General features: G+C 46.1%; 25 protein-coding genes and 5 tRNA genes. 24 read left to right on the top strand and 6 right to left on the bottom strand.

Translation table 11 applies throughout. The annotated features are described in order from the left end of the window. The first annotated feature begins 248 nt into the window (after positions 1–248). Positions 249–893, top strand: coding sequence for a nitroreductase family protein (locus FHS17_RS16350; RefSeq protein WP_167279455.1), 645 nt, complete (start codon positions 249–251; stop codon positions 891–893). Positions 894–949: 56 nt separating this feature from the next. Here the strand turns inward: FHS17_RS16350 and cmpA are convergent, their stop codons facing one another. Both cmpA and FHS17_RS16360 read right to left on the bottom strand, forming a co-directional pair. Then, positions 950–1,102: a cortex morphogenetic protein CmpA gene (gene cmpA / locus FHS17_RS16355; RefSeq protein WP_167279456.1), complete on the bottom strand. Its 153-nt coding sequence runs from the start codon at positions 1,100–1,102 to the stop codon at positions 950–952. A gap of 77 nt (positions 1,103–1,179) precedes the next feature. Beyond that, on the bottom strand, positions 1,180–1,530 hold the full coding sequence (locus FHS17_RS16360) for a hydrolase/acyltransferase (protein WP_167279457.1): 351 nt from the start codon (positions 1,528–1,530) through the stop codon (positions 1,180–1,182). A 100-nt stretch (positions 1,531–1,630) separates the two neighbouring features. Between FHS17_RS16360 and FHS17_RS16365 the strand changes: the two genes are divergently transcribed. The 12 genes from FHS17_RS16365 to FHS17_RS16420 all read left to right on the top strand — a co-directional run bounded on the left by FHS17_RS16365 (position 1,631) and on the right by FHS17_RS16420 (position 10,521). Next, positions 1,631–2,104, top strand: a complete 474-nt coding sequence (locus FHS17_RS16365; protein WP_243865377.1) for a SprT family protein — start codon at positions 1,631–1,633, stop codon at positions 2,102–2,104. Between the two features lie 125 nt (positions 2,105–2,229). Further along, positions 2,230–2,305, top strand: a tRNA-Asn gene (locus FHS17_RS16370). 1 nt (position 2,306) lies between these two features. After that, positions 2,307–2,397: transfer RNA gene (locus FHS17_RS16375), tRNA-Ser, on the top strand. A 59-nt stretch (positions 2,398–2,456) separates the two neighbouring features. Further along, a tRNA-Glu gene (locus FHS17_RS16380) sits at positions 2,457–2,531 on the top strand. A gap of 51 nt (positions 2,532–2,582) precedes the next feature. Beyond that, positions 2,583–2,658: transfer RNA gene (locus tag FHS17_RS16385), tRNA-Lys, on the top strand. A gap of 52 nt (positions 2,659–2,710) precedes the next feature. After that, positions 2,711–2,795, top strand: a tRNA-Leu gene (locus FHS17_RS16390). Between the two features lie 104 nt (positions 2,796–2,899). Further along, positions 2,900–3,592 carry a response regulator transcription factor gene (locus tag FHS17_RS16395; protein WP_167279458.1) on the top strand — a complete coding sequence of 231 codons (693 nt, stop codon included), beginning with the start codon at positions 2,900–2,902 and terminating at the stop codon, positions 3,590–3,592. Then, entirely contained in the window at positions 3,589–5,100 is a 1,512-nt protein-coding gene (locus FHS17_RS16400; protein WP_167279459.1) for a HAMP domain-containing sensor histidine kinase, read from the top strand. The genes FHS17_RS16395 and FHS17_RS16400 overlap by 4 nt, the downstream gene beginning before the upstream one ends. 101 nt (positions 5,101–5,201) lie before the next feature. Next, entirely contained in the window at positions 5,202–6,332 is a 1,131-nt protein-coding gene (locus FHS17_RS16405) for a hypothetical protein (protein WP_167279460.1), read from the top strand. A 355-nt stretch (positions 6,333–6,687) separates the two neighbouring features. Then, the gene (locus FHS17_RS16410; RefSeq protein ID WP_167279461.1) at positions 6,688–8,169 is read left to right on the top strand and encodes a hypothetical protein; all 1,482 of its coding nucleotides are present in this window, start codon (positions 6,688–6,690) and stop codon (positions 8,167–8,169) included. Between the two features lie 247 nt (positions 8,170–8,416). After that, a complete protein-coding gene (locus FHS17_RS16415; protein ID WP_167279462.1) occupies positions 8,417–9,505 on the top strand; it encodes a hypothetical protein in 1,089 nt (362 codons plus the stop codon). A 134-nt stretch (positions 9,506–9,639) separates the two neighbouring features. Next, positions 9,640–10,521 (top strand): fumarylacetoacetate hydrolase family protein, encoded by an 882-nt coding sequence (locus tag FHS17_RS16420; RefSeq protein WP_167279463.1) that lies wholly within the window; start codon positions 9,640–9,642, stop codon positions 10,519–10,521. A gap of 49 nt (positions 10,522–10,570) precedes the next feature. On the opposite strand, the gene FHS17_RS16425 is transcribed toward FHS17_RS16420, so the two are convergent. After that, positions 10,571–11,428 (bottom strand): helix-turn-helix transcriptional regulator, encoded by an 858-nt coding sequence (locus FHS17_RS16425; protein WP_167279464.1) that lies wholly within the window; start codon positions 11,426–11,428, stop codon positions 10,571–10,573. A gap of 158 nt (positions 11,429–11,586) precedes the next feature. Between FHS17_RS16425 and fabF the strand changes: the two genes are divergently transcribed. Further along, positions 11,587–12,825: a beta-ketoacyl-ACP synthase II gene (gene fabF, locus FHS17_RS16430; RefSeq protein WP_167279465.1), complete on the top strand. Its 1,239-nt coding sequence runs from the start codon at positions 11,587–11,589 to the stop codon at positions 12,823–12,825. On the opposite strand, the gene FHS17_RS16435 is transcribed toward fabF, so the two are convergent. Then, on the bottom strand, positions 12,769–13,629 hold the full coding sequence (locus tag FHS17_RS16435) for a WYL domain-containing protein (RefSeq protein ID WP_167279466.1): 861 nt from the start codon (positions 13,627–13,629) through the stop codon (positions 12,769–12,771). The genes fabF and FHS17_RS16435 overlap by 57 nt on opposite strands. Beyond that, positions 13,580–14,932, bottom strand: a complete 1,353-nt coding sequence (locus tag FHS17_RS16440) for a WCX domain-containing protein (protein ID WP_167279467.1) — start codon at positions 14,930–14,932, stop codon at positions 13,580–13,582. The genes FHS17_RS16435 and FHS17_RS16440 overlap by 50 nt, the downstream gene beginning before the upstream one ends. Positions 14,933–15,854: 922 nt before the next feature. Between FHS17_RS16440 and FHS17_RS16445 the strand changes: the two genes are divergently transcribed. From FHS17_RS16445 to FHS17_RS16490, 10 genes are all read left to right on the top strand, one after another. Continuing rightward, positions 15,855–16,973, top strand: coding sequence for a slipin family protein (locus tag FHS17_RS16445; RefSeq protein ID WP_167279468.1), 1,119 nt, complete (start codon positions 15,855–15,857; stop codon positions 16,971–16,973). A gap of 12 nt (positions 16,974–16,985) precedes the next feature. After that, a complete protein-coding gene (locus FHS17_RS16450) occupies positions 16,986–17,783 on the top strand; it encodes a nucleotidyltransferase domain-containing protein (RefSeq protein WP_167279469.1) in 798 nt (265 codons plus the stop codon). A gap of 26 nt (positions 17,784–17,809) precedes the next feature. Then, positions 17,810–19,489: a GAF domain-containing sensor histidine kinase gene (locus tag FHS17_RS16455; RefSeq protein WP_167279470.1), complete on the top strand. Its 1,680-nt coding sequence runs from the start codon at positions 17,810–17,812 to the stop codon at positions 19,487–19,489. Further along, positions 19,486–20,163, top strand: a complete 678-nt coding sequence (locus FHS17_RS16460; protein WP_167279471.1) for a response regulator — start codon at positions 19,486–19,488, stop codon at positions 20,161–20,163. The genes FHS17_RS16455 and FHS17_RS16460 overlap by 4 nt, the downstream gene beginning before the upstream one ends. 139 nt (positions 20,164–20,302) lie before the next feature. Then, a complete protein-coding gene (locus tag FHS17_RS16465) occupies positions 20,303–20,926 on the top strand; it encodes an FMN-dependent NADH-azoreductase (RefSeq protein WP_167279472.1) in 624 nt (207 codons plus the stop codon). A 172-nt stretch (positions 20,927–21,098) separates the two neighbouring features. Next, positions 21,099–21,266, top strand: a complete 168-nt coding sequence (locus tag FHS17_RS16470; RefSeq protein ID WP_167279473.1) for a hypothetical protein — start codon at positions 21,099–21,101, stop codon at positions 21,264–21,266. A 157-nt stretch (positions 21,267–21,423) separates the two neighbouring features. Next, positions 21,424–22,140: a peptidoglycan recognition protein family protein gene (locus FHS17_RS16475; protein WP_279590366.1), complete on the top strand. Its 717-nt coding sequence runs from the start codon at positions 21,424–21,426 to the stop codon at positions 22,138–22,140. Positions 22,141–22,633: 493 nt separating this feature from the next. Continuing rightward, complete coding sequence (locus tag FHS17_RS16480; RefSeq protein WP_167279475.1) at positions 22,634–23,218, top strand: C40 family peptidase; 585 nt, start codon at positions 22,634–22,636, stop codon at positions 23,216–23,218. A 220-nt stretch (positions 23,219–23,438) separates the two neighbouring features. Beyond that, positions 23,439–24,560, top strand: coding sequence for an FAD-dependent monooxygenase (locus FHS17_RS16485; RefSeq protein ID WP_208420403.1), 1,122 nt, complete (start codon positions 23,439–23,441; stop codon positions 24,558–24,560). 187 nt (positions 24,561–24,747) lie between these two features. Then, the gene (locus FHS17_RS16490; RefSeq protein ID WP_167279477.1) at positions 24,748–24,930 is read left to right on the top strand and encodes a hypothetical protein; all 183 of its coding nucleotides are present in this window, start codon (positions 24,748–24,750) and stop codon (positions 24,928–24,930) included. A gap of 46 nt (positions 24,931–24,976) precedes the next feature. Here FHS17_RS16490 and FHS17_RS16495 read toward each other — a convergent pair whose 3' ends face one another. Continuing rightward, the gene (locus FHS17_RS16495) at positions 24,977–25,186 is read right to left on the bottom strand and encodes an H-type small acid-soluble spore protein (RefSeq protein WP_167279478.1); all 210 of its coding nucleotides are present in this window, start codon (positions 25,184–25,186) and stop codon (positions 24,977–24,979) included. Positions 25,187–25,237: the final 51 nt, after the last annotated feature.

Raw genomic sequence — 25,237 nt, forward strand, 5'->3', positions numbered from 1 at the left:
AGCGGCGGAAAAATAGTCACACTGACCCTGTTGACTTTCCGCCGTCTTAATTTTATACTGTTATCAAAACTGTTACAGATTCGGGCGTACCTACAGCGGCGAAATCGGCATTTGAGTTTGTTTGTAACTGTGTATAATTATACGCAGTTAATACTGTGAATGATTCACAGTCAATGTCTTAGATGCCTTTTTATGATTTTAACTGAGCAATCTGTAACACAGATAACCAAATTTGGAGGGAACCGACAATGGCTATTGAAACAAATGTTGGAACGGAATTTACTGAAGTATTGACTTCCCGTCGTTCTGTTCGTCATTATGATCCTTCGTTCAAAATCTCAGATGAAGAAATTAAAGAAATTTTGGAACTGGCAACAAAAGCACCATCTTCTGCTAATACACAATCCTGGCGTTTCCTTGTTGTAACGGATCAAAGCTTGAAGGAGCAATTGCTGCCGATTGCCAATAACCAGCAGCAAGTTGTTGATGCTTCTGCAGTTGTTGTTATTCTTGGCGATCTGGAATTCTATACTAGGCTTGGTGAGATTAACGGAGCGGCTGTTAAAGCTGGTTATATGACGGAAGAGATTGCTGAGCGCTTCACAGATCACTACACGAAGCTGTTCCCTACGATTCCGAAGGAACGTGTAACAGAAATCGTTGCGTTTGACGCGGGTCTTGTATCGATGCAAATCATGCTTTCTGCTAAATCTAAAGGTTATGACACCGTGCCAATGGGTGGATATGACCGTGATAAGCTGAGAGCTTTCTTCGAAATTCCAGAGCGTTACCTGCCGCTTCTCGTGCTTCCAATCGGCAAAGCAAAAGAAGAAGGCCGTCCAACTGTACGTCTTCCATTGGAAGAGATCACGTTCTGGAACGGCGTGAAATAATAAATAAATGCAAAAAACTCCCGCGGAGCTGTTAGCTGCGGGAGTTTTTCGTTGAATTAGTGGAGCGTTATTTCGGGACGGTCGCCGTCCTCTGTTTTCGTCGTTTGTTTGCTGCGATAAAAATACCAGCATTCATTCAGCAGTTTAATCTGCCTAAGGTCTTTCTTTTGAAACGCACGCATCATTTGATTGCAGAGCCATTGTGGCATTCGTATCTTCTCCTTCCGGCCATACCTGATGTACTAATACGATATGGGGAAGGGCGAATGTCCGTGCAGGTCCTATTTTAGACTTCTTCTTCCTCGTACCACTGCTCAAGCTGAGCTTGCAGCGCGCGGATCTCAGTAAGCAGGGCAATCAGCGGGTAAGCCGATTCCTTCACAGCTGCAAAATCACGTTCCAGTTCATTAATGTAATCAAGACCGGATGCAATCCGGATCGAGCTGTCGTGCAGCTCTACATTATCGCATTCTGCGACAGCGTACGGCAGTTGAGGCACATGATCAGCAGTCAGCTTGTCGATCTCTTTATGAAGACGCAGATTAAGCGCGCTGAGCTGATAAGCATGAGATTCCGGCATTTCAACAAAGAAGATGTTGCTGCTGCTGTTCATAAGGACATAACGCATAGTAGGCATAGTGTAAGTAAACTCCCCTCGTAAGCACGTTCTATAATGATTGCTACTTGACAGTGTAGCCTATGATCGCTTTAAAATTCAAGTAGTGGGGGAGAATACTATGACGATAACAATGAATAATGAAGAGCTGCAGCACTGGGTAGAGCGTGTATCGCTCGAAAGCTTTGGACGACCATTCAAACATCTGGCGACGTTCAACGGCAGGCTGAAGGCTACAGGCGGCCGTTACTTTACAAAGTCACATCATATTGAGATCAGTCCGCATCAGCTGGCTGCGTTTGGTGTTGAAGAAACCGAAAAAATTATTAAGCATGAGCTGTGCCATTATCATCTCCATATTATGAAGAGAGGGTATCAGCATCGGGATGAGGATTTCAAAAAGCTGCTCGCTTATGTTGGCGGATCCCGTTATTGCAACTCACTTCCGGAACGTGCGGCAAAGGCGCCTGCGCCTTATAAATACATGCTTGTCTGCCAGAACTGTGGTACGGAATATCCGCGTAAAAGAAGGCTGGATACTACCCGTTATGTATGCGGAAAATGTCGCGGAAAACTTTTTTTAAAAAACGCTTGACCTTCTGAAATGACCATGATATATTATTACTTGTCGCCGCGGTAAACGAGCGGTTGAAATGAAAGAAAAGAGCAAGTCAAAAGTACTTCTAAAGTAAGTAAATTAGCAGCAATTGATGGATGTATTCCCTGATAGCTCAGTTGGTAGAGCACTCGACTGTTAATCGAGTTGTCACAGGTTCGAGTCCTGTTCGGGGAGCCATGGAGAGATACCCAAGTGGCTCAAGGGGACCCTCTGCTAAGGGGTTAGACTGCGTAAGCGGTGCGAGGGTTCGAATCCCTCTCTCTCCGCCATATTTTCTTGGTGGACAAGTCGCTCGAGAGAGATGACGATAGGAAAAAGAAACAAGTAAGGCCCGTTGGTCAAGTGGTTAAGACACCTCCCTTTCACGGAGGTAACAGGGGTTCGAGTCCCCTACGGGTCACCAAATTTCCTCAATGAGTGAAGCAAGCTCTCAAGAGTGCGTTTTACAACATGAGAGCCATTAGCTCAGTTGGTAGAGCACCTGACTTTTAATCAGGGTGTCGAAGGTTCGAGTCCTTCATGGCTCACCATTTACTTCTTCCCTCGAAGTGACATGGTATGAAGGAAAACAATTTAAAATGTGCGGTAGTGGTGGAACGGCAGACACGCTATCTTGAGGGGGTAGTGTCCCATGGACGTGCAGGTTCAAATCCTGTCTACCGCACCATAACTTAAAACCAACAAGTCCTTGCGCAGCAAGGGCTTTTTTTTGTTTTGTTTTTGTTATAATGAAAAGAATACATAGTAATACGGACGAGGAGTGAACACGGCATGATCAAAGTGCTGGTTGTAGATGATGAAGTTAGTATCTCCAGCGCGATTGCTTATGCGCTGCAGCGTGAAGGATATATAGTGGAGACGGCCGGAGATGGTTTGGAAGCACTGGAAAAGGTATCCGTATTCAAGCCAGATGTAATGGTGCTTGATGTGATGATGCCAAAGATGAACGGCTACGAAGTGTGCCGAAAGCTTGACGAGAATAACAGACCAGCAGTTATGCTGCTTACGGTTAAGAACGATATTGTAGACAAGGTGCTTGGGCTTGAGCTTGGAGCCGACGATTATATGACGAAGCCATTTGATATCCGGGAAGTGGTCGCCCGAGTAAAGGCGCTGTACAGAAGGCGCCAGATTGAAACGCCGGATCCGGCTTCGAGCAAAGAGGGGCGGATCGAGCTTGGCGGGATATTGATCGAACTGCTCAGCCGCACGGTTAAAATTGATGGACAACTGCTAGATTTAACGCCAAAAGAGTTTGATTTGCTGGCGCTGCTAGCCCAGCATCCTGATCGGGTATACACTCGTGAAGCGCTGCTTGAGCAGGTGTGGGAGATGGATTTCGCAGGCGGAACCCGTACAGTAGATATTCATGTTCAACGGCTTCGCAAGAAGCTGGGTGATTGGCAGGGACACATCCAGACCGTGTATGGTATTGGTTATAAAAGCACGAGGACAAACTCATGACCCGATCCGCCGTTTCCCGGCATAAGTTCAGGATCGGTCTGAAAGGGAAAATAACCTTATTTCTCGCTTTGCTGCTCGCTTTTGTTGTGGTGCTGCTGAGTATGCTGGTGCTTGCGGGTATCCGTGAGGATCAACAAAGAAGGATGGAGCAAAACTTCGCCCAACTAGCGAATTCGGCGAATCTTCGGGTACGTGAGGAGTATTTGACTGGGGAGCGGGTATCGCCAGATGAATTTATGGAACGAAATGGCCAAAGCCTGGCAGTGGATCTTGGTGGACAAAGCGGCATCGCGGTCACGCTGTATAGTGCTGCCGGGGAGTTTGCTGGGACATCGCTGCCTGTTCAGCCCCTGACTGATGTTAAGGAAGCACTTGCTCATACGGCCAATGGTCAAGCAGCATACATTACACTGGGTAATCAGGTCTTGTATCTGGCACCTCTTTATAATGCTGATCAATTTCTTGGCAGTGTACAGTTCCATGGTTCGCTGCAAGAACAAAAAATGTTCTACCGTCATATCCGTGACTTGTTTATCGGGACAGGTGCTGCCGTATTGGCTGTTGGCCTCCTACTCGGATATTTATACGTTTGGCGGCAAGTGTTTATCCTTGGGAAACTAAATCAGGCTGCCCGGGAGATCGGTCAAGGCCGTTATCTAGACAAGCCGCCTATCCGTCGGCGGGATGAAATCGGAGAGCTGTCGGAAGGGATTTATGATATGAGCGGCAGCATTTCTTCCTATGTTAACGAGTTGAATGAAGAGAAGCAGAAGCTGTTGACCGCTATCCAGCGATTACAGGAGCTTGAGCAGCAGCAGAAGCAATTTATCGGCAATATCAGCCATGAATTAAAAACCCCGTTAACTTCGATTCTTGCTTATTCGGATCTGCTTGGTATGTATAGTGATGATCCAGTTCTGCTGCAAAATGCTCGGATCCAGATCAGCAAAGAAGCGGAAAGGTTATATGCCCTTATCGAGAAGGCGCTCCAGCTCTCATCAATGGATATTTACGATTTTGAGACAAATGCTGCCTTATTCGAGGTAAAGCCGCTGCTGAAAGAGGCTCTAGGACGGTTGCATATCAAGGCGGAAAAGCGAGGTATTTCCCTTTCTTCCGATTTGATCGATGACCAGGTGTGGGCGGACCAGGAGAATCTTATGCATATGGTCACAAATCTGCTTGATAATGCGGTGAAATATAATCGTTCCGGAGGGTGGGTACGTCTATCGAACCGTTCGGAGACGGATGCGACTGGCGAACGTCGAGTTGTCATCGAAGTAGCGGACAACGGGATTGGTATTCCTGAAGAGCTGCAGAGTCAGATTTTCGATCCGTTTTTTACGGTTAGTGATGATCGTTCACGCGAAACCGGAGGTACTGGACTTGGGCTCGCTTTGGTAAAGAGTCTGGCAGAGAAGCAGCATGGCTCCATCAAGCTGGCCGAATCAGGCTCCGATGGCTCCCGATTCGTTATTTCCTTGCCCGGCGATCCGGTAGGTAACTAAATAATAAGGTTGTTACAACTTGGATACAATTCAGAGATGTTTTCGACATAAGGGGCTTTTATACTAAGAAAAACTGGTTATAAAGTCCGGGAGGATTAGCGATGAACAAGATCATTAAATTAGGTGCAGTGCTGTCGCTCGCAGCAGCTCTTGCAGCGTGCTCCTCTACTCAGAATGGTGATCCTGCGAATAATGGTAATAACACGAATAAACACGGGGAATTGACGGTCGTTAAAGGCTCAAAGCCAAAACCAAATCAGGATGTTGTGGTGCAAAGAATTCACCGTTTCGAGGGAGCTAGTATGGAGAAGTGGATGTCTGACGATCAGGTACAGCTCATGTATACCAAGATTGTCAAGAAGGCTACAGCTACAGAAGAGGCTAAATACGAATACACTACGATGAAGATTGATTTAAGTAATAACGAGCTGAAATCGGCCGCTGAGCCTGTGAAGAAGATTGAAACGGTCGAGAAGGAGCAGCCTTCGCCTGACGGTAAGTATGTTTTCATCCAGCAGTGGAAGGATAAATATACGGCACGTAACTTTATTAAAGAAGTCATCACCGGAAAAACGACAGAAATAACGGGCAGCAACTATTTGGAGAGCGGCGGCTGGCTGGACAATACAACTTATATTCTTGCTGCAGGTTCAATGAACGGACTTGGTGATATCCGTCAGATTAAGGTCGATGGAACCATGACGCTGTTGAAGCTTGATGATCCAGACCTGGGAGAACAGCCATTTACGAACTTCGGAACCGGCCAAGGTCATATTTATTACACGGATAGCAACCAGACCTTAAAGCAATTCGTACCTGGTGATCCGAAGCCAACCGTGTTGGTCAAACATGTGATGACGTTCCAGCTATCGCCTGATGGCAAACATCTTGCAGTCGAAGTTCAGAAGGAAGCCGGTAAGGCTGGCAGTGAGCTGCGTATATTTGATTCGAATGGAAGCGCGGAAGGACTGTCTATTGCAAAAGGTGATTTGATTCCTTATATAGCGTGGTCACCGGATTCGATGAAGCTTGCGGCGGCGTTATATACTGAGAATCAGAGCGGGATGAACGGAGTCTATATTTTTGATTCGGCAACCGGCAAGGTTTCTCCAATCGGACCAAGTTATTTCCCTGAATATCCGTTAAGCTGGAATCCGTCAGGTACACGTCTTGGTGTAACGGTGTCGGGAAAGGACGGTATAGCTGTCACTCATATTATTGATTTCAAATGAAGATCCGGATCAATTGATCCGGATCTTTTTTTATCTTATTTTTATCCCTATAAACGTTACAGGTTCGATACAAGCCCGATATGTTTTGGAGATATCGGCTTACTATACTAGGTTTATCAACAAGAACAACAACAAGCAATGAAGGAGAGAGCAACGAATGAATTAGAAACTAGGTGAGGCAAAATGTTTACAGGTTCGTTACAAGCTGGAAATGGTTTAGAGATATCGCCTTTATATACTGAAGTCAGTAAGGAGCTTCAAACAAGTGCAAACAGGTTATAAAAATCAGAGAGATAAAAAGGTTAGAAATTAGAAGAAAACACACAAAAAAACGATTCTAAAGGAGATTATAAAAATGAACAAAAACGTTAAAAGAACTGTTGCAACGATGATGATCGCAGGGATGACATTTTCAGGAGCGGCTGGGGTATATGCCGGCACGAATATGCAAAAGATCAGTGCCTTTTTGAACTACAGCATCGGCTTTAAAATTGACGGCAGCACTTATATTCCTAAAGATGAGAACGGCAATAAGCTTGCACCAATTACGTATCATGACACGACTTACCTGCCGGTTCGCGCCCTTTCCAATGCGTTGAATACACCAATCCAGTATGATAGCAAGACGAACACGATCTATATTGGTACAAGTACAACTGATCAATGGGTATTGACGAACTATACAGCAGCTCAGCTCGACGAGATCAAGAAAGCTTTTGCTGGCTTCGACGGATTCGAAACGGCTTATGCTCCACAAATGATGATCAAAGGCGATGCCCTGCAAAAGGTAGCAACAACAGCGGATGGTGTAAACCTGCTCTTCAAGGATATGACAGTCAACGTATCGCCACGTGATTACTCCTATGAATATGACGGTACATCGGTGACGTTATCAAATGGAGCAAAAGCAAAATGGTATACAGAAGGTAAAACGCAAATGCTGACTGTAAAAGTGGATGACCGTTTTGTAACGGTAAGCTCGCCGAGCGGGAAGCTGAGCAAATCCCAACTGGAAAAAGCAGTAGTAAGCGTAACAAAAGTAGGCGCTATCCAAACAGATCTAGTAAAAGTAACCTATACAGCAGCTCAACTGGATGAGCTCAAAAAAGCTTTTGCCAACTTTGACGGATTTGAAGCACCATATGCACCACAAATGATCGTAAATGGTGATGCATTGCAAAAATCTGCGGCTACTGCAGACGGTGTGAACCTGCTCTTCAACAACATGACAGTCAACGTATCGCCGCGTGATTACTCCTCTGAATATGACGGTACATCGGTGACGTTATCGAACGGAGTAAAAGCAAAATGGTACAAACCAGGCGATACTCAAATGCTGACTGTAAAAGTGGATGACCGTTATGTTACTTTGAGCTCCCCGAACGGGAAGCTAACTCAAGCTCAGTTGGAAAAAGTAGCGGTTAACGTTGTAAAAGTGGGGGCTGTCCAAACGGATCTGGCAACAGTAACGTATTCGGCTGCTCAAACAAAAGCGATTAAAGACGAATTTGCGAAATTTGACGGCTTCACTGCCGCTTATGCCCCAACAAAAATGGTAAAAGATGATGCGTTCCAAAATGTAGCGAGTGGAGATTCCGTAAACTTCTTGTTCAAGCACATGAACGTTCAAATCTCACCACGTGACTACTCGGTTGGTTATGAGAGCACGAATGTAACACTGCCAAACGGTGTGAAAGCAAAATGGTTTACACCAAGTGATACAGCGATGCTGACTTTCCAAATTGACGACCGTTATGTGACAATCAGCTCGGCTGATAACAGTCTGACAAAGGCTCAAATCGAGCAAGTTGCAACTGGCGTAGCAAAATTGAAATAAGCTCTTAAGGGCTCCCCGTACAGCTTCTTCAGCTGTACGGGGAGTTTTTTTTTGTATAGGCGATTTTGAAATACAACTACAGAGTTTACAGGTTCGTTACAAGCCAGAAATGGTTTAGAGATATCGCCTCTATATACTGAAGTCAGTAAGGAGCTTCAAACAAGCGCATGCAGGTTATAAGAAATTAAAGAGATAAAAGTTCAGAAGTTAAAAATACAAAAAACTCACTCTAAAGGAGATAATAAAAATGAACAAAAACATTAAAAGAACAGTTGCAACAATGATGATCGCAGGGATGACCGTATCGGGAGCAGCTGGTGTATTTGCAGGAACAAATTTGCAAAAGATCAGTGCCTTTTTGAACTACAGCATCGGCTTTAAAATTGACGGCAGCACTTATATTCCTAAAGATGAGAACGGAAATAAGCTTGCACCAATTACGTATCATGACACGACTTACCTGCCGGTTCGTGCCCTCTCCAATGCGTTGAATACACCAATCCAGTATGATAGCAAGACGAACACGATCTATATTGGTACAAGTACAACTGATCAGTGGGTATTGACGAACTATACAGCAGCTCAGCTCGACGAGATCAAGAAAGCTTTTGCTGGTTTCGACGGATTTGAAACAGCTTATGCTCCACAAATGATGATCAAAGGCGATGCCCTGCAAAAGGTAGCAGCAACAGCAGATGGCGTAAACCTGCTTTTCAAGAACATGACAGTCAGCGTATCGCCGCGTGATTACTCGTACGAATATGACGGTACAACGGTGACTTTATCAAACGGAGCAAAGGCAAAATGGTATACAGAAGGCAAAACGCAAATGCTGACTGTAAAAGTGGATGACCGTTTTGTAACGGTAAGCTCCCCGAGCGGGAAGCTTAGCAAATCCCAACTGGAAAAAGCAGTAGTAAGCGTAACAAAAGTGGGAGCTTCCCAAAACACGGATCTAACTGCTGTAGCGTATACGGCAGCACAGACAAAGGAAATTAAAGCGGAGTATGCCAAGTTTGATGGATTTACAGCTGCTTACGCTCCTATGCAAATGTCAAAAGGAGATGCTTTCCAAAAAGTAGCAAGCGGAGATTCGGTTATCTTCTGGTTCAAACATATGACCGTCCAAATCTCGCCGCGTGACTATTCCTTCGGGTATGACAGCACGAGTGTAACGCTATCGAATGGTGTAAAAGCGAAATGGTTTAAGCCAAGTGACACGGCGATGTTGTCCTTCCAAATCGACGACCGATATGTAACAATCAGCTCGGCGGATCAAGCTTTGACGAATGCTCAAATTGAGCAAATCGCAACTGGTGTGGGCAAGTTGAAATAAGGAATACAGCAGCTCCTTGTGCAGCCTATGTGCTGTACGGGGAGTTTTTTATTTTGTTCCGGGGATCAAGCAGGGCTATAATGGAGAAAGTTGCCGCACTTTTTTTTTATCTCGAATACGGGGAGGATTTGTTCATGAGATTAGTCGCTTTCAGGGAAAAGGAAGCTTTTGCTTCTTACCGCATGGGAATATGGACGGATAAAGGGATCATCGATGCAAGCAGCGTTCCAGGAGCAGCAAACACAATAAGTGGTTTATTGCATGGCGGAGAGACGGAATGGGAGAATCTTCAACAATGTATTGCGGGCATGGAGGGTGAACAAGTCTTTTACATAAACGAATCGGAAATCGATTATGGTCCTTGTGTGCCAGAGCCAGGGAAAATCATTTGTATCGGCCTCAATTACCGTAAACATGCGGAGGAGACCAACATGCCGCTGCCGGAATATCCGATTCTGTTCAGCAAATTTAATAACGCGCTGGCGGCTCATGGGGATGCTGTGCCTCTGCCGCAGGCCACGCAGAAGGTTGATTATGAGGCGGAGCTTGCCATTGTGATCGGACGTACGGCGAAAAATGTAACTGTGGATGAAGCACTTGATTATGTATTTGGTTATTGTGCATCCAATGACCTGTCGGCCCGTGATTTGCAGACGCGGACAAGCCAGTGGCTGGCGGGTAAGTCCTGCGATAAATTCGCGCCGATCGGGCCATACCTTGTCTCCAAGGATGAGGTAGGAGATCCAAATGCATTGCGGATCAGTTGTACGGTTAATGGCGAAGTTCGCCAAGACTCGAATACATCCGATATGATCTTTAACTGCCAGGAAATTGTGAGCTATATCTCGCAATGTATGACCCTTCAGCCGGGAGACATTATTCTGACCGGCACTCCGGAAGGTGTCATGATGGGTTACCCGCCTGAGAAGCAGGTCTACCTCAAAGCTGGAGATGTTGTGACCATTGAAATTGAGAAGCTTGGTGCTCTGACCAATCGTATGGTTGCAGACATTTAATAAATTTGTCTGAGTGAGGAAGAAAGCCGTCTTTGGCCCTGATCGTGGGCTAAGACGGCTTTCCTCGCATCAGCTTGCTTAATTTTTCTTCCGTATCGCTGTCTGGTGCTGGAGTATAAATGCTGCAGCGCAGATCCGACCCACCTTGTAATTGCAGGGAGGTGAGATGGAAGAGCATTTTCCCTGCCTTCGCATGCCGGAATTCAAGCACCACCTCGGGTGCGGTACGAACCTCGCTATGCTCCCACAGCTCTTGGAAATCCGGGTGCAGCTCCATCATTTCCTTCAAAAACTGATCATACCAATTATCCTCTACATATTGCCCGTAATAAGCCCGGAAGATCGATAAAAAACCGCTGGCGAACTGCTTCCAATTAACAGCGAGACGCTTCAGCTCTTGCCTTGTAAAAAGTAGTCTGATCATATTTCGTTCCTGCTCGGGAATCTGAGCAAAATCAACAAAGACATGTGCAGCAGCTTCGTTCCAGCCAACAATCTGGCAGCGGCGGTCCGAAATGATGGAAGGACATTGCCGGAGTTCTTGCAAAATTTTACGTAAGGGCGGGCTGACAGCATCGGAGGAGTAGGAAGGTATTACGCTTGTGGATAATGTACCTGTTCCAGACTCCATGGCAAGGCCATACAAGTAGTTGCGTTCATCATGAGTGAGTCGCAGCGCGGAAGCGACGGCATCCAGCACATTGGGCGATACTTGAATATCCCGGCCTTGCTCCAGCCATGTATACCAGGTCGTACTTACGCCGGCCAGCACAGCAACCTCTTCCCGTCTTAGGCCAGGTGTTCTTCTTCGGATACCTGGGGGCAGACCAGCATCTTCGGGAGATAGTTTGGCACGTTGTGCTTTAAGAAAGCTGGAGAGAGCGGCTAGCCTTGTTCTATGGTTCATATCGATTGATACCTCCAGTAGGATTGTTCATAGTACTCATTATACTAGGATAAACAACAACTTGTAATAGGATAACGGCTGTGGCAACATGAATTAATATCAGGTACTAATTTTCGAGTGCTGAAGAAGCAACATCTAATGAAGGAGTGTTGATGAATATGGAACGAGTCGTTTTAACCGGAATGGGAGTTATCTCACCGCTTGGAAATTCGGTTGATGAAATGTGGACCCGGATGAAGCAGGGCGAATCGGGTATTTCTCGTATAGAGACTTTTGATACAGCAAGGTTAAAAACCAAAATGGCAGGGGTAATAAGCGGCTTTGACCCGGAAGGATTGTTCGGACGGAAAGAAGCAAGAAAGATGGATCGTTTCGTTCAATTTGCCGTTGCGGCAGCTGACCAAGCAATCAGTAATGCAGGGCTGAAGCTCGATGAAATGGATCGGGACCGGATTGGCGTATATGTTGGGTCAGGAATCGGCGGGTTAAGTACATTGGTTGAACAGGACCGCATATTACGTGATCGCGGACCGGAGCGTGTTAGTCCGATGCTCGTACCGATGATGATTGCGAACATGGCAGCGGCATCCATCAGCATTCGATACCAGTTAACAGGTCCAACATTAGCGCCGGTTACCGCCTGCTCGATCGGGAATACCGCGATTGGTGAAGCGATGAGGCTCATTCGGCTTGGTATCGCTGATGTCGTTATTGCAGGAGGGGCTGAGGCTGCGGTAAATGAACTGTCGCTTGCAAGCTTTGGCAATGCCCAAGCTATATCTTCACGAAATGATGATCCTAAGGCAGCTAGCCGGCCTTTTGATACAGATCGGGATGGATTTGTGATGTCAGAAGGAGCAGGTATCGTTGTCCTTGAATCTCTCGCGCATGCTCAGAAACGGAATGCTGAGATTTATGGAGAAGTGCTAGGTTATGGGGCAAGCTCCGATGCTTATCATGTCGTGGCTACACATCCTGAAGGAGCTGGGGCGCTGACGGCTATGCGGACGGCTATTGCTGATGCAGGAATCAGCCCATCTGAAGTGGATATAATCAGCGCGCATGCAACAAGTACAGGACTTGGCGACCGCTCGGAAGGGCAGGCCATCAGCCGATTGTTTGGCGAGGAGGCCAGCCGGATTGCGGTGACGGCGAACAAGTCCATGTTAGGCCATATGCTTGGCGCAGCAGGCGGTGTTGAAGCGATTGCCTTAATTCAAAGTCTTCGCGAAGGTATCGTGCCGCCAACGATAAACTTGGAACAGTTGGATCCAGAGTGCGGAATCACCAACGTCTCTTCACATCTACAATCCGCTTCGCTGCGTATTGGCGTATCCAATTCATTCGGCTTCGGCGGACATAACGCCGTTATTGTCCTCAGCCGGTTCGAGATTTAATCCGTAACGGGCTAAAGATTTCTGTGCGGCTTCTCGCATTCGAAACTTCATAAAAGGATGGTCAGTCACACGGACACGAAGGCCGAGAAAACGAAGCTTTGACAGAATATATTCCGTTTCATCGCCAAGAAAGGTCAATTTAATCGTATAAGTGTCCGCCTGCTCGTCATAATGAACTTGCTTGTCAAAGCATGAGAAGGCATAAAGAATACGCGAAAGCTCTTTATTATAAGCCGGAATGATCTCAATAGCCGCGTGCTGCATACGCTTGTCGAGTTGTCTGGCAAGCGTTGCGGCCGCCTGATCAAAAAACTCCGCACTTACAGGGATCTCCTGCACCTGTTGAATGCTTCGTAATTTGGTCGACATCAAGGAGCGTGTTCGCCGGTTGTACCAGAGAAGGTACCATTCCCGTTTCACCATGGAATATTCCAGTTTATACGGAACGCCGGTTTGACGGGGCAAAATTGTCCCGTCCTTGCGGGAATAGAGGAGCTGCATGCCGGATTTGTTCACGATCATCCGCCGAAGTGTCCGCATTAGCGGATGATAGATGGAGGAAGAAACGCTGCCAGCTTTTTCTACAATAATGCCGCGTATACGTTCAGGGTCCTGCAACTTGTCATCCATACCAAGGCTTTGCCGAAGTCTCGCCAGCGTATCCGCTTCAAGTGCTGAAGCAGCTTCCGGATGTTCCAGCATCATCAGGAGCCAGCGTCGTTCTTGTGTAGTAACGGCAATGGCACCATGCTCATCAAGCTGTGCCATCATCTTGTAATTGAATATTTTTTCGAACAGGTTCATAATATGCCGCCAGCTCCTTCCATTCTTTAATCAGCTCCCGGCGTAATACCGAAGGCTCTAACACCTCACAGCTTGAGCCAAAGCTGCGCAGCCAAGGCTTAATCTCCTGTGTGCCATTCACTGTAATTTCGAAGAGGAAAGACTCCTCATCTTGTTCTGTTATAACTCCCCATTGGCCTTGCAGCAGCACCCGTTCTTTGATGAAGTTGCGTTTTGCGCCGAATGGATTAAAAAACCTCACTTTCACTTCTACGGGCCTGCCCATATCAACCAGCCAGCTAAATTGCGTATTCCGCTCAAGCGAGGCTAGCTTCGCCTGATACTCCTCTTCGTTAACTAGAACACTTTCCTCAAGCTGTGTAAGGCCCTCCATCCGGAAGATGGCCACACCCGATCTGCCTGAGCTATAGCCAAGCAAATACCAACGTCCATATTGATGGTCATAGGCAACCTTCAGCGGCAGCATCTCGATCAGCCTGCCTTCGGACTGCCTGGCGAACAGTGGATTCGTATTTTTTGAATGATAGCTTTGATTCGATTTGGGTGTGAAGTAATGGAAGCTCAGCTTCCGTCTTGCTTCAATCGCCTGCATGATCGTATAGAGATGCGCTTCGTCAAGAATACGCGAATGATAATGGTATTTATATAAGAAGAGATCGCTTGCTCCATCTGGCAGCTGCCGCCGTCTCATCGCCTTCTTCAGGCTGTCACGGAGCAGATATCCTTGAACGGAAGGGACTTGCGTATTCGCCATTACGTCTACAAAAGCATACAAGTCCGATAATTCCTCATCCGTCAGTTCGCTGACAAAATCATTATGCGCGGTATACTTCTGTGGTCTTCCACCTGCTAGTCGCCGTATGACGCCAGCCTGCTCCAAATATTTTAGATCGGAACGGATTGTTTTCTCATCTGGCAGGGACAGCTCCTCGGGCATCCCTTCGCTGCAAAGATCTAATATCTCAAGGGAAGTGAGCGACTGCTCCTGTAAAACAGCGATGATAAGGGATAACCGATAGCTCTCGGATTCTTTAAGTGACTTGGAGCGGAACAGGAAAAGCAGCAGCGGATCTGCTGATTCGTAATAGCTCGTCCGCAGCATATCCGACATTGCTTTGTTCGGTTCCTCTGCAGCTTGCTGCTGGACCGTCCCGGCAATATCCTTCAGCCGCCGGATCGTTTTATCGAAAGTATGTACAGAGATGCCAAGCCGGTCAGCAAACTGCTGCCGATTATAAGCGCCGCTTGTCAGTACAAGCATGCGGAGGAATTGAATTTCTTTATCAAAGCTTTCTTTTGCCACGTTTCCTAAGGCCCCTTTCGAAAGGAAGAGGATTGATTCTTTTATTGTAACAAGCGATGGAGGAAGAGGACAGAAAAGTTTGAGTGTACGTTGGATTTTATCCATTAGCTTTGAATCCTTTTGTTATTTGAGATCCTCTATGCTGGATCCTATCCAACCTAATCAGGCTTCTTCATGAATTACTTGGATCAAGGAGCATATTTCACTGTATGGAATCCAACGTAGCAGAGCAAGTTACGTCAGTTTGACCAATAAGGTGGACGAAATCCAATGAAGCATCAGGGATGGGTGGCGCTGTGAAAAGTTTAAGCCTATGCTTCCGATGTAACTTTCAACAGAAAAAGAAATTCACTTTTTCTGTTAAAAGTTTTCGATCGCCATACTTTCACCATGTTCCGGAAGTGTGATCTGAATGATAATAGGTTTTGTAAAGCAACGGCCGGGCCGAACCGGGCTGGGATTTCGATGGATGATTAATCCCGCAGCGCCGGTACAGTCTCTGTACGTGGTGTGCTGTCGGAGTCGGAACGTACTTTACCTAAATATTGTGGAGGTTCGATTCCTCCATCGTCCTGTTAAGACGATCTTGGTTGAGCCAATACTCGACTTTCACTCGAGTGAATTCAAACATGTAATAATGCAGTTGGCGAAAATGCTCAGCAGGCACTTATAGCTGCACCAAACACGGAAGCTATGCAGTTCGCGGATACCGATCCGGAGATGCGCTGCATCAATGGCTGCTGCACAAAGCGAGTGAGAGCAAGCTAGGCAAAAATGCTTGTTTCACTGCTGGATGCGACGCCGGAGAGCAGAACAATATCGGTTCTTAAGCTGGACTCCGCTTCTGGATCGGGAGCATTTTCACCATAAGCACAAAATCAAGCTAATTGTGTGGTATTTCATTTTAGGAGGATATCTACCTATGACTACATATATAAACAAAATTACGATTCAAAATGACCAGCGAGGATTGTTATTCAAGGATGGCAGTTATACTCACCTGCTTGGTCCGGGCAAGCATCGCTTTCCCTTTTTCGCGAAAATGACGGTCTATGTGATGGATGTGACGAAACCATTTGTGGTACCGGGCAAGGAGCTGGCGTTGTTCCTGCATGACAGTAATTTGATGGAAGAGCTTCTTGTTGTAGATGTCGCTGATGATGAATACGTGCTTCACTATGAAGATAATAGATGCAAGGGCGTCCTAAAGGTAGGGAAGCATGCCTATTGGAAATCAGCGATTACGCATACGTTCACTCGGTTGAACACGCTGGAGATTGAACTGCCAGCAACGCTTAAAGCGGCTGATCTGATGAAGTTGAATGGACTTTACAGCACCCATGAGGTCGCAGGACATGAGAGAGGATTCTTGTTCTATGATAATGTGCTGCAGCGCGAGCTTGGTCCCGGCAAATACCGGTTCTGGCACACGCCAGTCACCATATCCGTCCGAACAGTTGATATGCGCCGTCAGCAGCTTGACCTAACCGGTCAAGAAATGATGACAGAGGATAAAGTGACACTGCGGTTAAACTTTGTAAGCCAGTATGTGATGAAGGATCCGCTTAAGGCGATGGAGATTAAAGGATTCGAAGAACAGCTGTATATCCAGCTTCAATTAGTACTGCGGGAATATGTAGGGACAATGAAGCTCGACGAGCTGCTTCGTACGAAGCAGGAGATTGGTGCTTTTGTGCTGGAACGGCTGGCAGTAAGGAGCGGGGAGTATGGTGTTGCGTTCCTAAGTGCAGGGGTGAAGGACATCATTCTGCCGGGCGAAGTGAAGGACATTATGAATACGGTACTTCTAGCGGAGAAAAAAGCGCAAGCTAATCTCATTACCCGCCGAGAGGAAACTGCATCTACGAGAAGCCTGCTGAACACGGCAAAGCTGATGGATGAGAACGCAACGCTGTACCGCTTGAAGGAGCTCGAGTTCCTGGAGAAAATATGCGATAACGTCGGCAGTGTATCATTGACAGGTGGAGGCAACTTGGTTGAGCAGTTAAATCAGCTGCTGGGCGGCAAACGTACAAATTAGGAGGAGTGCGGCATGGATGAACATTATCGGTTGAAGATCGAAGCCGAGCTTGCTCGCATCGAGGAGGAGGAGAATGTCCGTATCCTGTATGCCTGCGAGTCCGGTTCCAGGGCTTGGGGCTTTCCTTCGAAAGACAGTGATTATGACGTTCGCTTTCTCTACGTACGCCCGGTGGAATGGTATTTATCGATCCGGGAGCGCCGGGATGTGATCGAATGTCCGATCAGCGAGATGCTTGATATTAACGGCTGGGATTTACGTAAGGCTCTGGGCTTGTTCAGCAAGTCGAATCCACCTCTCCTGGAATGGCTGCAATCGCCGATCCGATATCGTGAACCTTACTCAACAGCTGAACGTATCCGTACCTTTTCCCAAGCTACCTTTTCACCAAAGTCCTGTATGTTTCATTATCTTCATATGGCAAAGGGCAATTACCGGGAATATTTACAGGGCGATACGGTACGGGTGAAAAAATATTTTTACGTCCTTCGTCCACTGCTTGCCTGCGGCTGGATTGAGAAATATAATGCAATGCCGCCTATCCTGTTCGAGCAGCTTGTTGCTGAGCTGGTGCCCGCTGAAAGCGAGCTGTATCGCATCATTCAAAGCCTGCTTGTGCGAAAACGTGCCGGAGAAGAGCTCAGCATGGAGCCACGTATTGAGCTGCTTAATGATTATTTGGAAGCCCAAATTACTTATTACGAGCAAGCAGCCAAAGCATTACATTCGGCTGAAGGTCTGGCGGATGAACAGCTGGATGAGCTGTTCCGGCATGCTTTGCTGGAGGCATGGGGAAAAGTAAGTGTATAATGGTCGTAGAAGAGGAGGGGTGCCGGATGCCAAGGGAAATTCGGGAGAGCGAGCTCGCTGCGCTTAAGGAAATCGCAGAAATGCTCAACACGACCAATGATATGGATCAAATGTTGAATGATGTGTTAGCGAAGCTGCTTGAAGTGACTGATTTTACGACAGGCTGGATTTTCTTGATTGATGATGATGTGCCTGGAAATACTTGCGCGGCCCATCATAACCTGCCTCCCGCCTTAACGGTCGGCAATTATGCGCTTATGTGCGGGGAAGACTGCTGGTGCGTGGAGCGTTATCGCCAGCTTAAGCTTACCCATGCTGTTAATATTATTGAATGCAAAAGAATTAACTATTCAGTTACTCATCAATTGGGAAGTACGGAAGGTATTACCCATCATGCGACTGTACCACTTAAGGCAGGCAAAGACCGGTTCGGACTGCTGAATGTTGCGCAGGCTGGCAAGGAACAATTCAGTGAGGAAGAGCTTGCTCTGCTGCAGGCTATCGCCCTTCAGATTGGAACAGCGATAAATCGGATTCGTCTGTATCAGGCGCAAGAACAGAATGCAATGCTGTATGCAAAGCTTGGAGATGTGATTCAGCAGATTAACGGTGTTCAGGATATTAATCAGCTGCCGATCAAGGCGGTACAATATATTGGAGACGCCTTCGGCTGGCCGAATGTCTCCTTATTTATGTTTGACGGGCAGCAGTTATCACTTAGGGCTTTATATTCTAATGGGAAAGTGACAAAGGAATGGCAGTCACTCGCCACTGAGTCTGCTGGTCTTGTCAGCTTGGCTCTGCGGGACAATCGTTTGGTAACTGAATCGTCTTGTATCGAAGGCGGTTTGTTAAGCAGTGTTGGTATTCCGCCTTATCGTTCGGCAGCAGCGATTCCACTGCGTGTCCGCAGCCGTACGATTGGCGTGATGTTCATCAGCAGTCCGGATCAGCAGCAATTTGATGGGCTTAATGAGGACTTTATGTATTCACTTGGTGATCATTTTACATTAGGTGTAGAGAATTTGCGGGTGTATGAGCATCGGAGCGAGCTTGCCCGCATGGAGGAACGGAACAGGATGGCGCGTGATCTTCATGATTCTGTTGTACAGAAGGTATTCTCTTTATCTTTCCTTGCGAAAGGAGCGGAGACCATCCTTGCTGGGAAGGATCCTGTTGTGCAGAAGTCTCTTCTTGAAATTCAACAACTCTCGCAAGAGGCGCTAAAGGAGATGCGCACGCTCATCTGGCAACTTCATCCGGCAGGCTTGGAGAATGGACTTCTGCCAGCGCTCAAGCAATATGGGCAAGGGCTTAATTTAACCGTTTATGACCGGACGGACGGGGTGAAGGAACTCCCGCGTGCGATTGAAGAAGCGTTCTGGCGGATTGGTCAGGAAGCCTTAAATAATGTTCGGAAGCATTCCGGGACAGAGACCGCTTATATACGGCTCAATAAGCAGCAGGATGGAGCTGCGGTGCTGGAGGTTAAGGATGAAGGAGCTGGTTTTCAAGTGGACCGAAAAAAAGGACGTCAAACGATGGGGATGCGTTCTATGCGGGAGCGGGCAGAAACGCTTGGCGGCTCCTTGACGATTACAAGCGGCAGAGGGAAAGCGACCATTGTTAGAGCGATTATACCGCTTGAATCGGTCCAGGCGCATTGCGCAGAAGAGAAGGGAAGCAGCGGTGATTACTTATTATGAAAATCAAAATTTTGCTTGCAGATGATCATCAAATCGTTTTAAAAGGAATCTCATTCTTTCTCTCGATGCAGCCGGATTTCGAATTGGTCGGGGAAGCACATAACGGGCAGGAAGCCGTGGAAAAGGCGGCAGAGCTTCAGCCGGATATCGTCCTAATGGATTTGAATATGCCGATCATGGACGGGATTGAGGCAAGCGCCTTAATTAAGGAGCAGCATCCGCATATCAAAGTGCTGGTGCTGACTAGTTTTTCTGATCAAAGCCATATCGTTCCTGCCCTTCAAACTGGTGCGATCGGTTACATGCTGAAGGATGTAGAGCCGGATCAGCTCGCCGAAGCGATAAGAAGCGCCTATAAAGGGAACATTCAGCTGCACCCGGATATATCACGAGCGCTGCTTAGTCGTCCGGAGCCGGAGGCTAGAACGGAGCTGGTTAGACGGTCTGTGAGTAAGGACAAATCACTTGATGCATTGACGCCAAGGGAGCTTGAGGTACTGGAGCTGCTCACGAAAGGGCAAAGCAATAAGGACATTGCACAAACGCTTATTGTCGCTGAAAAGACAGTTAAGACGCATGTAAGCAGCATATTGAGCAAGCTGGAATTAACAGACCGTACGCAGGCAGCGCTGTTTGCGGCACCATTGTTTCAAGATAAGGGGCAAATGGCATAAAGGGTCTACGCCAAAAGTCGTAAGACCAGTCCCGAACTATTTTCCGCCTAATTGCCGATGTTGGCGGGGTTAAATCTCTATAAAATAAAGGTAGTTACAAAAAGTTACTGCAAATTATTTTATGGAGGGAATTAAAAAGATGAGTACTGTACTGTTCGTAAAAGCAAATGACCGTGGAGAACAAGCTGTCAGCGTTAAGCTGTATGACGCTTTCTTGGCTAGCTATAAAGCAACTCACCCGCAAGACACTATTATTGAGCTGGACCTGTTCAAACAAGAACTTCCTTACCTGAATGCTAACCTGATCAACGGTGGCTTCAAAGCAGCTCAAGGCATGGAGCTGACTGCAGAAGAGCAAACAGCTGTAAGCATTGCTGATAAATACCTGGATCAATTTATTGCTGCAGATAAAGTTGTATTTGGCTTCCCGCTTTGGAACTTCACTGTTCCAGCTGTACTGCACACTTACATTGACTACTTGAACCGTGCTGGTAAAACATTCAAATATACAGCAAATGGCCCAGTTGGTCTTCAAGGCGACAAAAAAGTTGCTTTGCTGAACGCTCGCGGCGGTGTGTATTCTGAAGGTCCTTTTGCAGCAGCAGAAATGTCCCTTAACTATGTTAAGAACATCATGGGCTTCTTCGGCGTAACGAACTTGGAGACTGTTATTGTTGAAGGCCATAACCAATTCAGCGACAAAGCAGAAGCAATTATTGCTGAAGGCGTAGCAAAAGCTGAGCAAGTGGCAGTAGGTTTCTAATTTTAACAATATGTGTAAGTGAATAAATATAAAGTCCCGTATTTGCCTTGAGAAAAGGGTTGAATACGGGACTTTTTTCTTAGTTTACGACAAATTTTGACAAGTTTATTGGTGCGGAAGTACAATAGGACTCTAGTGTACAACATGATGCATTTGACGGAGATGGTAGCAGATGGACAAACAGTTTTTCGCGGAGATGAGAAAGATCAGCCATGAGGACGAGCTTAGATCTAAACTGCTGCTGCATGGTGTGAAGCGGATTCTGGAGGAGAAGCAGGAGAAGCGGAAGCGGGGCTTGTTCGGATTTATAAGAAGAAAAGAAGAGAAGCATCTTATCTAAGATGTTTATATGATGAAGCCAGGCATAGATGCCTGGCTTATTTTTTTATACTGCATTGCACAAACCATTTCAGCAGTTTCACAATATTTATATAACTATAAATAGGAGCACAATTGCAGAGGAAGTGAGGCATATTTTCGAGATCATTCAAGTTGATATGATTCCCGCTGGCCGTGCTAATCGACCCCGTATTCCGATAGAAGGACCACATTTTATTACGATACATGATACAGCAAATCCGGGAAAAGGGGCCGATGCCCTTATGCATGCAAAGTATCTGAAGGGCGATGAAGCTGCAAAACTCCCTGTGTCCTGGCATTACACGGTTGATGATACACGGGTTGTTCAGCATTTACCCACTACCGAACATGGTTGGCATGCGGGAGACGGAAGTACTGGAGAGGGCAACCAAACATCAATTGGCATAGAAATCTGTGAAAATTCGGATGGCAACAGGACCGAAGCAGAGGCTCGGGCTGCGCGGCTTGTCGGCGATCTTTTGTATAAGCTTAAGCTGCCGATTGAAGCAGTTGTCCAGCATAACCATTGGAGCGGAAAAAACTGTCCGCATATTATCCGAGCGAGGGCTAACGGCTGGGACATTTTTATGGATAAGGTCCGAGTTCAATTAAACAATCATTTAGGGGAGGAAGATATACCGATGACCGAAGCGGAACGGAAGCAGTTCGAAGCGTTGGCAGCTCGTGTAATGGAGCTCGAAGCACAGCATGATATGAAGGTGCCTGCATGGGCTGAGCCTGCTGTTGACCGGGCGATTGAGCTTGGACTTATCGATGCTCCGGCGGATGGAGGGTCCAGGGATTTCTTCAGAATTTTGACGGTAATGTACCGGAGAGGATTGTTGGATAAGTAAAGCATAAGCCCTAAATCAAAAGGGGGTGTCCCAATAAGTCATGAAAATGACGATGGGACACCCCCTTTTGATTTGAGCACAATTGTAAGATTAACATCTATAATCGGTTCTTTTTGGAACAAAACCCAAAATTAAAAAACTTTAACGAGATAATTCCCTTATGTTAGTGAGCACTATAATAACGCCATAATTCGATAAATAATAAACCATATATCCCCTTTACTAAATTAAATATAGAATTACATTCGATAAATATACATATTGTCTATAATTACATCTATCTTCTTGATTAATATCCGTGTTTGTTTGCATTTTATTCTTTTTAGGATAAAAAAGGATTAATAAAAGAAAATTTATTTTTCGAATTTATAATCGAATTGGTAACTTTTATTGGCTGACTTACCCAGTAGAAAGTCATTAGTATAAAAGTGCCAAACAAAACTTGATCTGGCAGCTTATACTCGCACAAACACATACTGGGAGGAATACATACATGACTAAAAAAACAATTTTCAAAAAAGGGATCATTACTCTTGCCAGCGTCATTGCTTTATCCGGAGTTGTACAAGCACCTGCATTTGGAGTAACTACTCCTAAAGTCGAAGCAGCATCTACTGTCCAAAGCACGCAGCTCAGTAAATTGATTACAAAAGGCAAAACTCAGCTTGGTGTCAAATGGCGCAGCGGAGTACAAAAGGCCGGTTACGGTTTTGACTGCTCGAACTTTACTTCCTGGGTATACAGCAGCACGCTCGGAATCAAGTTCTCCAGCGCTTCCCGCACACAACGCTACAGCAGCAGCATCGGCAAGCAAGTCATCCTAGATTCCAAAAATAAATATAAAAATTTAAAGGTTGGAGATCTGCTGTTCTTCAAAAACTCTGCTGATCCCGGTAACGGAACATTAAACCGCTCGACAAGCGGAGGCGGCGGTCACGTCGGAATTTATGCTGGCGTTGTAAATGGCAAGCATTATGTCCTTCAATGCGGCGGCGGACGAGCGAAGGTAACCTACGAGCCAATGGAAGGCACATGGTTTGCATCTTCACTGGTTTACGCGAAAAGAATTGTGAATTAATACTGGAAGACGACAAGAACATATATACAAAGGAAGTCGCATAAACTGCGGCTTTTTTTGTCTATATGTTTTTTTGTCGTCTGCCAATCTATTTTTTTTTGCGGTCGCGAGGCTCTGCACGAGCTGTTTATATTCTGTTTATATAGCTGTTTTAATCTATACAAACGTCATCAGAAATATTGTGGATCATAAATAAATTTACGAAATGAGGAAATTTAATATGAAAAATATATTAATTAGCGGGGCGAGTTTCGCGGGCCTCTCAACAGCTTACTGGATGAAGAAGTTGGGATTAAAAGTAACCATTGTTGAGATCGCCAAAGGTCTCAAAAAAGGCGGCACTCCTGTAAATATCCGCGGAAATACGATCGACATCGTAAAGCGTATGGGGCTGTTCGACCAAATCCAGTCGAATAGAATAACCATGGAATCGGTGGAATTCAAAAATTCCGATGATGTAACTGAAAGATTAGAAATCATTCAAAATGACAGTGGGCAGCCAGCGGAAGATGAATACGAAATCGAGCGAGATGTATTGCTGAATATGATGTTCGTGGCAGTTAAAGATGATGTCGAGTTTCTTTTCGGCGAAAGCATAGCATCGTTGAAGGAAGAAAGTAATGGCGTCGACGTAGCTTTCAAAGGGGGGCAGAAGCGCTCGTTTGACCTGGTATTTGGCTGCGATGGTATTCATTCTGCAGTCAGGAAATATTGTTTTGGTGAGGAGGAGGGATTTTCACATTTCCTTAAAACTTATTTCTCTATCACAATCGTGAATAAGTCGTTGATCCGGGAGAATACAACACAGATGTACAATGAGCCTGGCAAGGCCGTGTTTCTGAACGCCTACAACAATAAAACCGATATCGTCCTCTGTTTTTATTCGGAGAAGGAAATCCCTTACGACTACCGAAACGAAGAACAGCAGCGGAATATCATTTTGGATCAGTTTTCAGGGGTAAGTTGGCGAACGCCGGAATTGCTGGAAGAAGTGAAGAACTCGAAAACCTTTTACTTTGACAAGCTGTGCCAAATGAAAATGCCGTCTTGGACAAAAGGCAGAGTAGCTCTTGTTGGTGATGCTGGATACTGCGCCTCCCCGGCTGCTGGCATGGGAGGGTCGCTTGCTATAGATGGAGCGGCCGCCTTGGCTGATGCTTTTCAAAAATGCGATGGTGATTTTGAACTTGCGTTCCAAGAATACAATACGAGTTTCCGTCCTTTCATCGAGGAGGTGCAAGCGAGCGCAGCAAAATTTGGCGTAGAGTTTCTTGTCCCACTAACGGAAGAAGCCATTTGCGAAAGAAATTCGCAACCACCATCCGACATTGGACAGGTCTAAGCAAACTTGAGAATGTTATTTGAATAGCCAAACGAAACAAAGCTGCCGATCGCACGATCGGCAGCTTTGTTTGATTAATGTACATATTAACGCAACAAATTAGCTATTTGTACGTCTAGTGTATAATTGGAAAATACTCCTAAGAAAAAAAGCTGCCGGAAAACGAAATGTCGGGAGTGTTGTAAATATGTTTAAGTTAACATTAGCGGTGGGAGTTTATTTTTTTGCAACTTTGCTTATGGGTTATTATTTTATAGGGGTTAGCTTTATAAAGTCTATAGAAATGGCATCGCTTATTACAATCATACATATTGTAACTCGCTTTATAGATAAGCTCTACAAGAAGGAAACGACTATTAGTGGAGAATAATAAAACGGCAGCTGATCACAGGAACAGCAGCCGTTTCGGAGGCGTCTTACATAAAGGGTGTATCAAACTCGTCGTTGAATTCTTCCGTTAGCACGTCGACCGGCACAGTCTGCTCCTCGTCTGGTCTGTCTAGCGGATGAATTCTTGCCGTACCGGCTCCCAGGTTAACATGCTCGATAAACACAGGAACACCAAAGTAAGACACGATTAACATTTCTGGAGAATCGGCGATCTCCTTCGCTCTATACGCTTCCACGATGTCATCACCTCATATAAAGTGTTTACAGAGCCCCTATTGTTTATCCGC

This window comes from Paenibacillus lupini, assembly GCF_011761355.1.
In the GTDB taxonomy this organism is placed as follows: domain Bacteria; phylum Bacillota; class Bacilli; order Paenibacillales; family Paenibacillaceae; genus Pristimantibacillus; species Pristimantibacillus lupini.